Source organism: Phenylobacterium sp. (assembly GCF_031984885.1).
Lineage (GTDB): Bacteria > Pseudomonadota > Alphaproteobacteria > Caulobacterales > Caulobacteraceae > Phenylobacterium.
Map to the genome: position 1 here is coordinate 82,591 of NZ_DAMABV010000002.1, position 12,978 is coordinate 95,568.

Sequence of the window (12,978 nt, forward strand, 5' to 3'; positions counted from 1 at the left end):
ACGATGACCCAGCCGATTTTCGAGATCACCAAGGCCGCGACCTTCGACGCGGCGCACTATTTCGCCGAAGGGCCCGAGCATCGGCCCTACCGGAACCTGCACGGCCACTCCTTCAAGGTGGAGGCCACGGTGCGCGGCGCGCCGCAGGAGCCGGTGGGCTGGGTGGTCGACCTGGCCGACCTGGACGGCGAGCTGAAGGCGGTCGCCGCCGAACTCGACCATGGCCTGCTGAACGAGAAGCCGGGCCTGGAGCGTCCGACCCTCGAGCACATCTGCCTCTACTTCGCCGAACGCCTCAAGCCCCGGTTCCCGGGCCTGTCGCGCATCGTCGTCTCGCGCCCGACCATCGGCGAGAGCTGCGCCATGGCGGTTAGCTAGAAATCCGCTCATCCCGGCGAAGGCCGGGACCCAGGCGGAATCGCAAACAAGCAAGCGGCGCTCCAGCTAAGCCCAAGCGCCGCTTGGATCCTGGTCCTCGCCGGGGCCAGCGGTGGCGGATGTGCCCAAGCTATTTCCGCTTGGCGTCCTTCTCGTCGCCGCCGCCCGGAATGATCGCCCCGGCCGCCATGCCCACGCCCTTGGCGGTGACGCCGACCGCCGCGCCGGTGACCCCGACCGCGGTTCCGACCACGGCGCCGGTGGCGGCGACCGCCAGGCACCCCGACAGCGTCAGGGCGGCGCCCGCCAGCAGGCAAAGCCGGGCGATGAGGCGGTGAGCGGACATGAAATTCTCCGGGAGGGCAGGGGGCCTGCCTAGCCGCGGAAGATCACCAAATGGTGGCGAACGCTAAAGCTCCAGCGCCCGGACGTGGCGATGGTCGCCCACCCGCCGCCAGGGGCCGGCGTATCGCGGATCGCTGCGCCGCCGGCGGTCGGGGCCGAAATAGTCGTCGGTGCGGATGAACGGGCGGGCGTGGTCGACGACCTGCTGCAGACGCTCGATCACGCCGCGGGCGGTGATCGGCTTGGCCATGAACTCGTTGACCCCGGCGTCGCGCGCCTCCTGGATCCGCTTCAGGGTGGAGTGGCCGGTGATCATGATCACCGGGATCGCCGGGCAGGGGCTCTCGGGCCCGTTGCGGATCGCCCGCACGAAGTCGACGCCGTTCAGCGGCTCCATCTCCAGGTCGGTCAGCACGATGTCGATGGCGTGGTTGCGCAGCGTCTGCAGGCCCGCCACGCCGTCGCCGGCCTCGAAGGTCTGGGTGACGCCCAGCGCCCGCAGAATCTGCGCCAGCAGCAGGCGCGTGTGCTTGTTGTCGTCGACGATCAGGATCTTCAGACGGTCGAGGCGCAAGTTCACCGCGCTGGTTCTGGTGACGACGAGACGTCCGCGGGGCGATTCGTCGTCGTCGCCCCCGCGATGAGCGTTGATTACCGGGGGGCAACTTGCATGGTCAATGCCAGAAAACGCCGATCTGCGAGATGCCGGCGTGCGCGCGGCCCTGGGGTCAGATCCTGCCCGACCCGCCCGGAACATAGGCGCCGCCGCCGGTCTGCCCCCGGTGGCGCAGATAGGCGTCGGCCAGCACGCAGGCGGTCATGGCCTCGACCACCGGCACGGCGCGGATGCCGACGCAGGGGTCGTGGCGGCCCTTGGTGCGCAGGTCGACCTCCTGGCCCGCCTCGTTCAGGCTGCGGCGCAGGGTCAGGATCGAGGAGGTCGGCTTGAACGCCACCCGCGCCACCACCGGCTGGCCCGAGGAAACACCCCCCAGGATGCCGCCGGCGCTGTTGGACAGGAACAGCGGCTGGCCGTCGTTGCCCATCCGCATCTCGTCGGCGTTCGCCTCGCCCGAGAAGGCGGCCGAGGCGAAGCCCGCGCCGATCTCCACGCCCTTGGAGGCGTTGATCGACATCAGCGCCGCGGCCAGTTCGGCGTCCAGCTTGCCATAGATCGGCGCGCCCCAGCCGGCCGGCACGCCCAGCGCCTCGACCTCGACGATCGCGCCGGTCGAGGAGCCGGCCTTGCGGACCTTCTCCAGGTGCTCTTCCCACACCGGCACGGTCTCGGCGTCCGGGCACCAGAAGCCGTTCTCGTGGCGCTGGTCCCAGTCGAACCGGCTGCGGTCGATGGCGTGCGGGCCGATCTGCACCACGGCGGCGCGGACGGTGACGCCCTCGATGATCTTGCGCGCCACCGCGCCGGCCGCGACCCGCGCGGCGGTCTCGCGCGCCGAGGCCCGGCCCCCGCCGCGATAGTCGCGCACGCCGTACTTGGCGAAATAGGTGTAGTCCGCATGGCCCGGCCGGAACTGGGTGGCGATCTCGCCATAGTCGCGCGATCGCTGGTCGACGTTCTCGATCAGCATCGAGATCGGCGTGCCGGTGGTCACCTGGCCGTCGGTGCGCTCGTCCTGGAACACCCCCGACAGGATCTTCACCGCGTCCGGCTCCTGGCGCTGGGTGACGAACTTGCCCTGGCCCGGACGGCGCTGGTCCAGCCAGACCTGCACCTCTTCGGCGGTCAGGCCGATGCCGGGAGGGCAGCCGTCCACGACGCAGCCCAAAGCCGGCCCGTGGCTCTCGCCCCAGGTGGTCACGCGAAACAGATGGCCGAAGGTGTTGTGCGACATGGCGGCGCTTTTAACGCCTTCCGCACGCCTGACCAACGGCAATGCCCTACATTGTAGGGGCGCCTGCATTCACCGCTCGTCATGGCCGGGCCGGCAGGTCCCGGCCATCCATAGACACTGAACCATGGCTGGTCGCACTGCGGCGTATGGATCCCCGGCACGCTTCGCGGCCGAGGATGACGATCAGGGGAGCTAGGCCGCCCAGGCGGCGGCGAACCGGCGGCGCAGGGCGCGCGCGGCGGTGTCGGTCGTGCGGGTCTGTTCGGTCAGGCGCAGGAACAGGTGGCCCTGGGGATGGTCGCCCCGCGCCGGCAGCCCCTGGCCGGCCAATCGGATCAGGCCGCGCTCGGCCGCCTTCCGGGTGATCCAGACCACCCGCCGGCCCAGCGGCGTGTCCACCGCCACCCGGCCGCCCTGGGCCAGGACGTGCGGGTGCAGCGGCGCGGTGACCCACAGGTCGTGGCCGCGCAGCATGATCTCCCCGTCGCCGCGCACCGCGATCTCGAACATGTCCTTGCCGGCCCGCAGCAGGTCGCCGCTCCGCAGGCCCGCGGGCAGGGTGATCTTCAGCCCCCGCCCGTCGGCGGTCTCGTGCAGCACCACCCCGCCGTTCAGCGCCAGCAGCGGCGTAATCGGCAGGATCCTGCCGTCCGGGGCGTTTTTCCTGACGGTGGCGGGCGGCTGGATGATCTGGTCGGCGGGGACCGGCTCGCTCAGCAGGCGATAGGCTTCGACCACCTGCCGGAACCGCTCGGCGTCGCCGCCGGGGCGGTCGGGGTGGGCCAGCTTGGCCGCCTCGCGAAAGGCGCGGCGCAACTCGGCGGGCGCCGCGGCCGGCGCTACCCCCAGCACTGCGCGCGCCCGCTTCCTGTCCAACATGGGTGACTTGGGCGCGGCCATCGCCCCGACTGTGGACGCCACGTGGTCAACGGCGCGTTAAGCATGGCAAGCTTGCGCCAAGGCGCTATATCGACGCCATGAGCGACAAGGCCCAGATCCCTCCCTCGCCCAGCGAGGACGAGTACGTCCGCCAGGTGACCGCGGCCGAGCCGCCGCCGCTGCTGTCGGCCCAGGACCCCTTCGAGCTGTTCGCCGAATGGCTGAAGGACGCCGCCGCCAAGGAGCCCAACGATCCCAACGGCATGGCCCTGGCCACGGTCGACGAGACCGGCATGCCTGACGTGCGCATGGTGCTGCTCAAGGACGCCGGCCCCGACGGCTTCGTGTTCTATTCCAACCTGGGCAGCGCCAAGGGCCGGCAGCTCGCCGCCAATCCCAAGGCCGCCCTGCTGTTCCACTGGAAGTCGCTGCGCCGCCAGGTCCGCGTCCGCGGCACGGTGAGCGCGGTGACGCCCGAGGAGGCCGACGCCTATTTCGCCACCCGCGCCCGCCCGGCCCAGATCGGCGCCTGGGCCTCGGAGCAGTCGCGGCCGCTGCCCGACCGCATGGCCCTGGAAAAGCGCATCGCCGAGATCGGCCTGAAGTTCGGCCTCGGCAAGGTGACCCGCCCGCCGCACTGGTCGGGCTTCCGCGTCCGGCCCGAGGTCATCGAGTTCTGGCGCGACCGGCCGTTCCGCCTGCATGAGCGCCTGGTCTTCGAGCGTGCGGGGGAGGGCTGGACCACCCAGCGCCTCTATCCTTGACCGACGCCGAGGAGGCCGAAGTCGTCTCCTGGCTGGAAAGCGCCGCGGAGAGGAAGATCGAAACCGGCTGCGCCTGGGTGTTCCTGGCCGGCGACACCGCCTTCAAGGTCAAGAAGCGGGTGGACCTGGGCTTCCTGGACTATTCGACCCTGGACCTGCGGCTCTGGGCGCTGGAGCGCGAGCTGCGCTTCAATCGCGCCGCCACCTCCGACATCTACCGCGCGGTCCGCAAGCTGACGCGCGCGGCCGGCGGCGGGCTGGAGCTCGACGGGCCAGGCGCCGTGGTCGAGTACGCCCTGGAGATGCGCCGCTTCGACGAGCGCGCCGTCCTCTCCGCCCAGCCCTGGGCCGTCGACGGCCCGCTAGCCGACGCCCTGGGCCGCGAGGTCGCCAGGGTTCACGCCAGGGCCGAGCTGCGCCCCCAGGGCGGCGGCGGCAAGGCGCTGAAATACACCATCGACTCCAACGCCCGGCTGATCCGCGAACTGGCCCCGAAGCTGGGCGAGGAGCGTGTCGAGGCGCTGATCGCCGCCACCGACGCCGAGTTCTTCCGCCGCAAGCCGCTGCTGGACGCCCGCCGCGACGCCGGCTTCGCCCGCCAGTGCCATGCCGATTTGCACCTGGGGAACATCCTGCTGGAGGACGGCAAGCCGGTCCTTTTCGACTGCATCGAGTTCAACGACGTCCTCTCGGACATCGACGTCCAGTACGACCTGGCCTTCCTGCTGATGGACCTCGACTTCCGCCGCCGGCGCGACGCGGCGGTGCGGGTGCTGTCGGCCTATGTCGACGAGGGCCTGCGCCATTTCGACCGCCGGCTGCTGGCGGGCCTGGCCGCCCTGCCGCTGATGATGGCCGTTCGTGCGGGCGTGCGCGCCCACGTCCAGGCCCACAGCGGCGACCTCGAAGGCGCCAGCGCCTATCTCGGCGCCGGCCTGCGCCATCTCTCGCCGCCGCCGCCTAGCCTGACCGCGGTCGGCGGGCTCTCGGGATCGGGCAAGTCGACCTTCGCGCGGCTGATCGCCCCGGGCCTGGGCGCCTCGCCCGGCGCCGTGGTCCTGCGCACCGACGAGATCCGCAAGCGCCTGCTGGGCGTCGCCCCCGACGCCGCGCTGCCGGCCAGCGTCTATTCGCCGGCCTTCTACAACGACGTCTACGACGCCCTGTTCGCCGAGGCCCGCACCCTGCTGGACGCCGGCCGCGCGGTGGTCGTCGACGCCACCTTCATCCAGCCCGAGCTGCGCGGCCGCGTCGAAGCCCTGGCCCAGGAAGCCGGCGCGCCCTTCCACGGCGTCTGGCTGCAGGCCCCGCCCGAGGTCCTCGCCCGGCGCATCGAGGGCCGGGAGAGCGACGCCTCGGACGCCACCGTCGCCACCCTGCGCATGCAGCTCGATCGCGACGTCGGCCCCGTCGACTGGGTCCGCGTCGACGCCTCCGGCCCGGCCCAGGACGCCGCCGAAGCCTGGTCCATCCAGCACGGCGGCGCGCCGCTGGCTTAAGGCGAACCCGCGGGATGACATCTGCTTTTCCTCCGGTGGCGTTCGGCGCAAGCTGCTCGGCGGATTTTGAAACACCAAGACCACGAAGGACACGAAGAGCACGAAGGCGCCGTGGCGGGCGGATGGCGTGGTGCGAGGGATGGAGTGCGCCTTTGGCGCGTTTGTCGCGGGTCTCCTCCCCGTGTCATCCCGGAAAGCCCGCAGGGCTTGTCCGGGACCCATTCGCGCCATGCCTGACGAATGAGGCGCGGCCCTGCCTCAAAAGCTCAACTGACTTGATGACATCGGCGCGGGGGCTAAACCGCCTGTCCCGCCACCCAGCCCGAGGACCAGGCCCACTGGAAATTGTACCCGCCCAGCCAGCCGGTGACGTCGACCACCTCGCCGATGAAGTAGAGGCCGGGCGCGGCCTTGGCCTGCATGGTCTTGGACTCCAGCGCGTTGGTGTCCACGCCGCCCAGCGTCACTTCCGCCGTGCGATAGCCCTCCGACCCGACCGGCTTCACCGTCCAGGCGTTCACCGCCGCATCGATCCGGCCGATGGCCTTGTCCGACAGGTCGCCGGCGTTGGCCGGGGCGGCGGCGTCCTCCAGGATCATCTGCGCCACCCGCCGCGGCAGGTGTTCGGACAGCACGGTGATCGCCGCCTGCCTGCCGCGGGTCTGGCGCGCCGCCTTCAGGGTGGCGGCGATGTCGACGCCCGGCGCCATCGACACCGTGATCGCCTGGCCCTCGCGCCAATAGGACGAGATCTGCAGGATCGCGGGACCCGACAGTCCGCGGTGGGTGAACAGCATCGCCTCGGCGAACGTCGTCCTGCCGCTGGCGACCACGGAGTCGACGGCCACGCCCGCCAGCGGCTTCAGCCGCTCCAGCATGCCGATCTCGAAGGTCAGCGGCACAAGGGCCGGGCGCGTCTTGACGATGTTCAGCCCGAACTGGCGGGCGATCTCGTAGCCGAAGCCGGTGGCCCCCATCTTCGGGATCGACTTGCCGCCGCTGGCGATCACCAGCGCCTGGCAGGTCACCCGTCCGCCGCTGGTCGCCAGGGAAAAGCCCTCGTCTTCCTGCTCGACCCGCTCGACGCTGGTCTTCAGGCGCAAGCTCACGCCGGCCTTGCGCATGGCGCCGGTCAGCATGGCGATGATGTCCTTGGCCGAGTCGTCGCAGAACAGTTGGCCCAGGGTCTTCTCGTGATAGGCGATCCCCTCGCGCTCGACCCAGGCGACGAAGTCCTTGGCGGTGTAGCGGCGCAGCGCCGAGATCGCGAAGTGCGGGTTGGCCGAGATGAAGTTGGCCGGCGCGGCGTTGACGTTGGTGAAGTTGCAGCGCCCGCCGCCGGAGATGCGGATCTTCTCGCCCGGCGCCTGGGCATGGTCGATCACCAGCACCCGGCGGCCGCGCTTGCCGGCCTCGATGGCGCACATCATGCCGGCCGCGCCGGCGCCGATCACCACGACGTCGAACTGATCCACTCGGCCCTCGCGCCTGCAGGAAGGAAGTCGGCCCTTCGATAGGAGCGGGCCGGCGATGTCAACGCCGGCGGCCAGCATGTCGCAGGACCAAACCTGCACAAGCCCCGTGTTCGGCGAGTCTCGTTGCGTTAAGGCTTTGGGGAATCTAGCTTGCGCCAGCCCCATGAGAGGGCCGCGTTGTCGGGAGGAACTGAGAGTATGCAAGGTTTGATGCAGGACTGGCCGCTGACGGTCGACAAGATCCTCGACCACGCCAAGGCCTGGCATGGCGGCCGCGAAGTCGTCAGCCGCTCGGTCGAAGGGCCGATCGTCCGCACGACCTATGCGCAGATCCACGAGCGCGCCAAGCGCGTGTCGAACGCGCTCAAGGCCCTGGGCGTGGCGCCCGGCGAGCGCGTCGCCACCCTGGCCTGGAACACCGGCCGCCACATCGAGGCCTGGTACGGCATCATGGGCATGGGCGCGGTCTGCCACACGCTCAACCCGCGCCTGTTCGCCGAGCAGCTCGTCTACATCATCAACCACGCCGACGATAAGGTCATCTTCACCGACCTGACCTTCCTGCCGATCCTGGCCGGCATCCGCGACCAGATCCCCGGCGTGAAGCAATTCGTGGTCTTCACCGACCCCGCGCACCTGGGCGACCAGCTCCCCGGCGCCCTGGCCTATGAGACGCTGATCGAGCAGGCCTCGCCCGACGCCGCCTGGGGCGGCTTCGACGAGAACACCGCCGCGGGCCTCTGCTACACCTCGGGCACCACCGGCAATCCCAAGGGCGTGCTCTACTCGCACCGCTCGAACTTCATCCATACCCTGGTGACCATGGGCTCGGACGTGCTGGGCATCCGGGCCACCGACACCGTGCTGCCGGTCGTGCCGATGTTCCACGCCAACGCCTGGGGCCTGGCCTTCTCGGCCCCGGCCGTGGGCGCCAAGCTGGTGATGCCGGGCCAGAAGCTCGACGGCGCCTCGGTGCACGAGCTGCTGGAGACCGAGGGCGTCACCTTCTCGGCCGCCGTGCCGACCGTCTGGCAGATGCTGCTGCAGCACCTGCGCGCCACCAAGGGCCAGCTCACCACCTTGAAGCGCGTCGTCATCGGCGGCTCGGCGGTGCCCGAGAGCATCGTCCGCGGCTTCCGCGACGAGTTCGGGGTCGACGTCACCCATGCCTGGGGCATGACCGAGACCTCGCCGCTCGGCACCCTGGCCACCCCCAACGCGGCGATCGCCGCCCTGGACGAGGAGGCCCAGCTCCAGTCCAAGCTTAAGCAGGGCCGCGCCCCGCTCGGCATCGAGCTCAAGCTGGTCGACGACGAGGAAAAGCCGCTGCCGCACGACGGCCACACCTTCGGCCGCCTCAAGGTCTCGGGCCCGTTCGTGGTCGGCCAGTATTTCAAGTCCGAGGGCGGGAACATCCTCGACGAGGACGGCTTCTTCGACACCGGCGACGTCGCCACCCTCGATGCCAACGGCTTCATGCAGATCACCGACCGCGCCAAGGACGTGATCAAGTCCGGCGGTGAGTGGATCTCCTCGATCGAGATCGAGAACATCGCCGCCGGCCACCCCAAGGCCGAGCTGGCCGCCGTGATCGGCGTGGCCCACCCCAAGTGGGACGAGCGGCCGCTGCTGCTGGTCAAGCTCAAGGCCGGCGAGGTCGCCACCCGCGACGAGTTCCTGCAGTTCCTGGAAGGCAAGATCGCCAAGTGGTGGATGCCTGACGACGTGGCCTTCGTGGAGGACATCCCGCTCGGCGCCACCGGCAAGATCGACAAGAAGATCATCCGCGACCGCATGAAGGACTACGTCCTGCCGACCGCGACCGGCGCCGTGGCCCTGGCCGCGGCGCCCGAGCCGAAGATCTACGCGCCCGAGCCGCCCGCCTCGGAGGCCGGGCGCGACGACGCCTAGCCGCCGGTGATCTCGCGCCGTTTTGCGGACGTCTACCTGCACGGCGCGACCCTGCTCGCCCTGGCGCCGGCCGTGCTGGTCGCCGTCGGGGTGATCGCCCCCAGGCTCGGTCTCATGAGCGAAGGCGTCGGGATCGGGGTCCTGGCCATGGCGTGGGCGCCGCAACTGGCGCTCGCCGGCGTCGCCGCCGGGATCCTCGGCGTGGCGGCGGCCGTGTGGGCCGGCCTGGCCAGGTACTGGCTGCGGGCCCTGCTGGTGCTGGCCATCACCACCGCGACGCTGTGCGCCTATGTCTGGGATCGACAATCCGGCGCGGCGCAGGCCGCGCCGCCCGCCGCCGAGGTTTCACCCCGCCGATGATCTCCCGCGCGCTCGCCGCCCTGGCCGTCGCCTCCCTCGCCACCGCCGCGCTGGCCCAGCCCCTGCAAGGCTTCGAGGCGGCCGCCAGCGTGCCGCCGGCCTTGCCCTTGACCCCGTTCTACGAGGCCCCCGCCGGCCTGGATGCGGCCAGGCCGGGCGACCTGCTGAAGTCCGAGCCCATCGCCGCGCCGCCAGGGGCCAAGGCCTGGCGGGTCATGTACGCCTCGCGCACCTGGGACGATCGCCCGGTCGCCGTCACCGGCTGGATCGCCGCGCCGGAGGCCGCCGCGCCCGGGCCCCGGCCGGTGCTCTCCTGGGCCCACGGCACCACCGGCGTCGCCCGCGGCTGCGCCCCCTCGCTGGCGCCCGATCCCGCGCGCAGCTTCCTGCCGCGCGGCGGGGCGGCCAACTTCCCGGTCGATATCGGCGGGCTCTACCTCGATGAACTGCTGGCCCGCGGCTACGTCGTCGTCGCCACCGACTATCAGGGGCAGGGCGGGCCCGGCGCGCACCAGTACCTGGTCGGCGAGACCGCCGCCCGCGGCGCGCTCGACATCGCCCGCGCCGCCGCCCGTCTCCCGGCCGCCCGGGCCGGGCGCGACGTGGCCGTGCTGGGCTGGTCGCAGGGCGGGCAGGCCGCCCTCTTCGCCGGCGAGATCGCGAGCGCCTACGCGCCCGACCTGACGGTCCGCGGCGTGGCCGCCCTCGCGCCGCCCGCCGTCGTCTGGCACGACCAGATCGACCCGTTCTTCCGCGCCGGCACGCCGCACGGCTACAGCATCCTGAGCGGCTATGGCGCCGCCTACGGCCTGCCGCTCGACATGCTCACCGATCGCGGCCGCGAGCTGACCGCCGCCGCCGGCGAAGGCTGCGTGCTCGAACTCTTCAAGCAGATCGGCCGCTCCACGGCGCCCGGCGTGGTCGGCGACGTCACCGCCGCCCCCGGCTGGACCGAGGCGCTCCAGCGCAACGACGCCGGCCGCCAGGCCTCCGCGCCCCCGGTGCTCGTCGTCCAGGGCACGGCCGACAACATCGTCCTGCCGGCCGGGACCCGGCTCTACCAGCAGCGCGCCTGCGCCGCCGGCTCGCGGCTCGAGGTCGACTGGATCGAAGGCGGCGACCATCGCAGCATCATGCCCGCCGCCCGGGATCGCATCCTCGCCTGGCTCGACGCCCGCCTGCGCGGCGAGCCGCCCAGCGAAAACGTCTGCGCCGCGCCGCCGTCCTAGCGCCGCGCTTGCCTTTCCCGCCCGCCGCGCGAAACTCGGGCGGGTACACGGGAGCGGTGGTCCACATGCGCAAGTCCGGCATGACGAAGGCCCTCTATGCGGGCTCGTTCGATCCCGTCACGCGCGGACATCTCGACATCATCGGCAAGGCGCTGCTGACCTTCGACGCCGTGCACGTCGCCATCGGGACCAATGTGCGCAAGTCGCGCACCTTCGGGGTCGCGCAAAGCCAGCAGCTCATCCTCCGCTCGATCGTCGAGCGTTGGCCGCAGGCGGCGGGCGAGGCCCAGGCCGACACCCTGTTCGAGGGCGCGCTGCAGGTCGGCGAATTCACCAACCAGAGCCTGGTCGCCTACGCCCGCAGGATCGGCGCGACCCACATCGTCCGCGGCCTGCGCGAGGCCAGCGACTTCAACGAGGAGTTCACCCTGCACGGCGTCGCCGGGCGCATCGACCCGACCATCCCGATGGTGCACTTCATCTGCGAGGCCCAGTTCCTCCACGTCTCGTCGAGCACCGCCAAGGAGCTGAACTCCGTGGGCGAGAAGATCGACTGGCTGGTCATGCCCTGCGTCGAGGCCGCCTTCGCCGCCCGCCGGGACTAGGCGCGGGGCCTTCGCAGCGCCCGTATTTCCCCGAAATACTCCAATAAATCCGCCAAAATATGCGGTGTGCAGGCGCGTCGGCGAACGGCAGAATAATTGCCGCTAGCCTTGCCCCCATATTTCCGCTACAAAGACAAAATCGAATATCGCTTTCGGCTCGGTTGTTCTCCTCGCTTGTTCTTCGGATCGAGCCCGAGCCGACCAAGACCTTTCCGAAAATTTGATCTGACGCTCCATCCGGGGCGCACGAAAACTTGCGCCTGAAAGGTGAAAACTATGACGACCGGTATTGTGAAGTGGTTCAACCCCACCAAGGGCTTCGGCTTCATCCAACCTGACGACGGCGGCTCGGACGTGTTCGTCCACATCAGCGCCGTGGAACGCTCCACCCTGGGCTCGCTCCAGGAAGGCCAGAAGGTCGGCTACGACCTGGAACGCGACGCGCGCAGCGGCAAGATGTCCGCTGTCTCGCTGCAGGCCGCCTAAGGTCGTTCTCTCCGCCGGGCTCGCCCGGCGGAGAGGCTCCTAAGCCCATGACGACACCCACCATTGAACGCGCGTTCCAGATCGCGCGGTCGGGCCAGGCGCGCGACATCGCCGCTCTCAAGCGCCAGCTTGAGGCCGATGGTTGTCGGGCCGTGGACGCCTTGCTCGCGCCGCGGGCCTTGCGGGGCCACCTGGAGGCCATCTGCCTGGCGGCCTTCAGGCCGGGCGCGGCGGCGCAGCACGCCGACTGACATTCGAAAGCACTCATGAACGAACTTGAACGCACTGGCTTTTCGGAGCGCCTGAAGACCGCCGCGCTCGCCCGCGAGGCGCTTCTCGCCAAGCTCCGTCCCAAGCCGACGATCACCGCCGCCCAGGCCCCCGACCGCAGCGCCGCGCGCGCCGCCGAACTCGAGCGCGTGCGCGCCGAGCGTCGCCAGGCCAAGGCCGAAAAGCTCCAGGCCGCCGCCGAGTCCGCCGAGGCCGCGCGCCAGGCCGACGAAGCCGCCGCCGCCGCCTCGCTCGACGCCAAGCGTGGCGAACGCAAGGAGCGCAAGGCGCTCACCAAGGCCGAGCAGAAGGCCAAGCGCGACCAGCGCTACGCCGCCCGCAAGGCCCGCCAGTAAGTCCCAACCCCGCAAGGAGCGTCGATGGTGAGAAAGCCCAACTATCAGTTCGAGCGCATGGAGCGCGAACGCCAGAAGGCGAACAAGAATGCGGCCAAGGCCGCCGACAAGCGCGAAGAGCGTGAACGCGCGCGGGCCGCATCGGCGCCGCCGCAGACCGATCAGGATTGAACAGCCCCATGTCGACGAGCGTCGTGTACAGCCACGAGACGGTCAGCCTCGACGGGCAGATCTTCTCCGATTGCGAATTCCTCAAGTCCCGCCTGATCTACGCCGGCGGCGAGCCGCCGATCTTCGAACACTGCCGCTTCCAGGACTGCGAGTGGCGGTTCGACGGCCCGGCCGGCCGCACCCTGGCCTACCTCAAGAACCTCTGGGGCGCGGGCGAGAAGGCCTCGGTCCAGGCCGCCATCAAGGAAATCACCGGCGTCGCGCGCTAGAGCGCGACAGCTTCACATGGAAGCCCGTTGAAACGCCACGGCGTCATCCCGGTTTCGGCGAAGCCGAAGACCGGGACCCATCAACACCTGCCCCCGCAAATCTCGGCTCGGCATCGTCCAGCCCGTCC

Annotated in this window: 17 protein-coding genes; 12 read left to right on the plus strand and 5 right to left on the minus strand. The window is 70.7% G+C overall.

The features are described 5' to 3' along the window. Positions 1-3 precede the first annotated feature (3 nt). Positions 4-378, plus strand: coding sequence for a 6-carboxytetrahydropterin synthase (locus tag RTL41_RS03830; protein WP_312161505.1), 375 nt, complete (start codon positions 4-6; stop codon positions 376-378). A 130-nt stretch (positions 379-508) separates the two neighbouring features. Here RTL41_RS03830 and RTL41_RS03835 read toward each other — a convergent pair whose 3' ends face one another. The 4 genes from RTL41_RS03835 to RTL41_RS03850 all read right to left on the minus strand — a co-directional run bounded on the left by RTL41_RS03835 (position 509) and on the right by RTL41_RS03850 (position 3,428). Then, on the minus strand, positions 509-724 hold the full coding sequence (locus RTL41_RS03835) for a hypothetical protein (protein WP_312161507.1): 216 nt from the start codon (positions 722-724) through the stop codon (positions 509-511). 63 nt (positions 725-787) lie between these two features. Further along, positions 788-1,297: a response regulator gene (locus tag RTL41_RS03840; RefSeq protein ID WP_312162230.1), complete on the minus strand. Its 510-nt coding sequence runs from the start codon at positions 1,295-1,297 to the stop codon at positions 788-790. Positions 1,298-1,451: 154 nt separating this feature from the next. Beyond that, positions 1,452-2,576 carry a chorismate synthase gene (gene aroC / locus RTL41_RS03845; protein WP_312161509.1) on the minus strand — a complete coding sequence of 375 codons (1,125 nt, stop codon included), beginning with the start codon at positions 2,574-2,576 and terminating at the stop codon, positions 1,452-1,454. Positions 2,577-2,768: 192 nt separating this feature from the next. Then, complete coding sequence (locus RTL41_RS03850; RefSeq protein WP_312161511.1) at positions 2,769-3,428, minus strand: DnaJ domain-containing protein; 660 nt, start codon at positions 3,426-3,428, stop codon at positions 2,769-2,771. A 125-nt stretch (positions 3,429-3,553) separates the two neighbouring features. On the opposite strand from RTL41_RS03850, the gene pdxH reads away from it, so the two are divergent. Then, positions 3,554-4,219: a pyridoxamine 5'-phosphate oxidase gene (gene pdxH, locus RTL41_RS03855; protein ID WP_312161514.1), complete on the plus strand. Its 666-nt coding sequence runs from the start codon at positions 3,554-3,556 to the stop codon at positions 4,217-4,219. Beyond that, positions 4,216-5,718: an AAA family ATPase gene (locus tag RTL41_RS03860; RefSeq protein WP_312161517.1), complete on the plus strand. Its 1,503-nt coding sequence runs from the start codon at positions 4,216-4,218 to the stop codon at positions 5,716-5,718. The genes pdxH and RTL41_RS03860 overlap by 4 nt, the downstream gene beginning before the upstream one ends. A gap of 296 nt (positions 5,719-6,014) precedes the next feature. Here the strand turns inward: RTL41_RS03860 and RTL41_RS03865 are convergent, their stop codons facing one another. Beyond that, the gene (locus RTL41_RS03865) at positions 6,015-7,193 is read right to left on the minus strand and encodes an NAD(P)/FAD-dependent oxidoreductase (RefSeq protein WP_312161519.1); all 1,179 of its coding nucleotides are present in this window, start codon (positions 7,191-7,193) and stop codon (positions 6,015-6,017) included. Between the two features lie 198 nt (positions 7,194-7,391). Between RTL41_RS03865 and RTL41_RS03870 the strand changes: the two genes are divergently transcribed. From RTL41_RS03870 to RTL41_RS03910, 9 genes are all read left to right on the plus strand, one after another. After that, positions 7,392-9,104 carry a long-chain-fatty-acid--CoA ligase gene (locus RTL41_RS03870; RefSeq protein ID WP_312161521.1) on the plus strand — a complete coding sequence of 571 codons (1,713 nt, stop codon included), beginning with the start codon at positions 7,392-7,394 and terminating at the stop codon, positions 9,102-9,104. A gap of 6 nt (positions 9,105-9,110) precedes the next feature. Beyond that, entirely contained in the window at positions 9,111-9,464 is a 354-nt protein-coding gene (locus RTL41_RS03875) for a hypothetical protein (protein WP_312161524.1), read from the plus strand. Next, positions 9,461-10,693, plus strand: coding sequence for a lipase family protein (locus tag RTL41_RS03880; protein ID WP_312161527.1), 1,233 nt, complete (start codon positions 9,461-9,463; stop codon positions 10,691-10,693). Before RTL41_RS03875 ends, RTL41_RS03880 begins: the two co-directional genes overlap by 4 nt. A 65-nt stretch (positions 10,694-10,758) precedes the next feature. After that, on the plus strand, positions 10,759-11,298 hold the full coding sequence (gene coaD, locus RTL41_RS03885; protein WP_312161530.1) for a pantetheine-phosphate adenylyltransferase: 540 nt from the start codon (positions 10,759-10,761) through the stop codon (positions 11,296-11,298). A gap of 276 nt (positions 11,299-11,574) precedes the next feature. Further along, positions 11,575-11,784 carry a cold-shock protein gene (locus tag RTL41_RS03890; protein WP_312161533.1) on the plus strand — a complete coding sequence of 70 codons (210 nt, stop codon included), beginning with the start codon at positions 11,575-11,577 and terminating at the stop codon, positions 11,782-11,784. A 47-nt stretch (positions 11,785-11,831) separates the two neighbouring features. After that, the gene (locus RTL41_RS03895; protein ID WP_312161534.1) at positions 11,832-12,035 is read left to right on the plus strand and encodes a hypothetical protein; all 204 of its coding nucleotides are present in this window, start codon (positions 11,832-11,834) and stop codon (positions 12,033-12,035) included. 15 nt (positions 12,036-12,050) lie between these two features. Next, on the plus strand, positions 12,051-12,410 hold the full coding sequence (locus RTL41_RS03900; RefSeq protein WP_312161536.1) for a DUF6481 family protein: 360 nt from the start codon (positions 12,051-12,053) through the stop codon (positions 12,408-12,410). 24 nt (positions 12,411-12,434) lie between these two features. After that, the gene (locus tag RTL41_RS03905) at positions 12,435-12,581 is read left to right on the plus strand and encodes a hypothetical protein (RefSeq protein ID WP_312161538.1); all 147 of its coding nucleotides are present in this window, start codon (positions 12,435-12,437) and stop codon (positions 12,579-12,581) included. Between the two features lie 8 nt (positions 12,582-12,589). Next, entirely contained in the window at positions 12,590-12,850 is a 261-nt protein-coding gene (locus tag RTL41_RS03910; protein ID WP_312161540.1) for a hypothetical protein, read from the plus strand. Positions 12,851-12,978 lie beyond the last annotated feature (128 nt).

Bases quoted from the DNA above. Each gene is read 5' to 3' on its own strand.
- RTL41_RS03900 (WP_312161536.1), top strand. From the start codon at position 12,051: ATGAACGAACTTGAACGCACTGGCTTTTCGGAGCGCCTGAAGACCGCC.
- RTL41_RS03880 (WP_312161527.1), top strand. From the start codon at position 9,461: ATGATCTCCCGCGCGCTCGCCGCCCTGGCCGTCGCCTCCCTCGCCACC.
- coaD (WP_312161530.1), top strand. From the start codon at position 10,759: ATGCGCAAGTCCGGCATGACGAAGGCCCTCTATGCGGGCTCGTTCGAT.
- RTL41_RS03870 (WP_312161521.1), top strand. From the start codon at position 7,392: ATGCAAGGTTTGATGCAGGACTGGCCGCTGACGGTCGACAAGATCCTC.
- RTL41_RS03835 (WP_312161507.1), bottom strand. From the start codon at position 724: ATGTCCGCTCACCGCCTCATCGCCCGGCTTTGCCTGCTGGCGGGCGCC.
- RTL41_RS03895 (WP_312161534.1), top strand. From the start codon at position 11,832: ATGACGACACCCACCATTGAACGCGCGTTCCAGATCGCGCGGTCGGGC.
- RTL41_RS03890 (WP_312161533.1), top strand. From the start codon at position 11,575: ATGACGACCGGTATTGTGAAGTGGTTCAACCCCACCAAGGGCTTCGGC.
- RTL41_RS03905 (WP_312161538.1), top strand. From the start codon at position 12,435: ATGGTGAGAAAGCCCAACTATCAGTTCGAGCGCATGGAGCGCGAACGC.
- aroC (WP_312161509.1), bottom strand. From the start codon at position 2,576: ATGTCGCACAACACCTTCGGCCATCTGTTTCGCGTGACCACCTGGGGC.
- RTL41_RS03910 (WP_312161540.1), top strand. From the start codon at position 12,590: ATGTCGACGAGCGTCGTGTACAGCCACGAGACGGTCAGCCTCGACGGG.
- RTL41_RS03830 (WP_312161505.1), top strand. From the start codon at position 4: ATGACCCAGCCGATTTTCGAGATCACCAAGGCCGCGACCTTCGACGCG.
- pdxH (WP_312161514.1), top strand. From the start codon at position 3,554: ATGAGCGACAAGGCCCAGATCCCTCCCTCGCCCAGCGAGGACGAGTAC.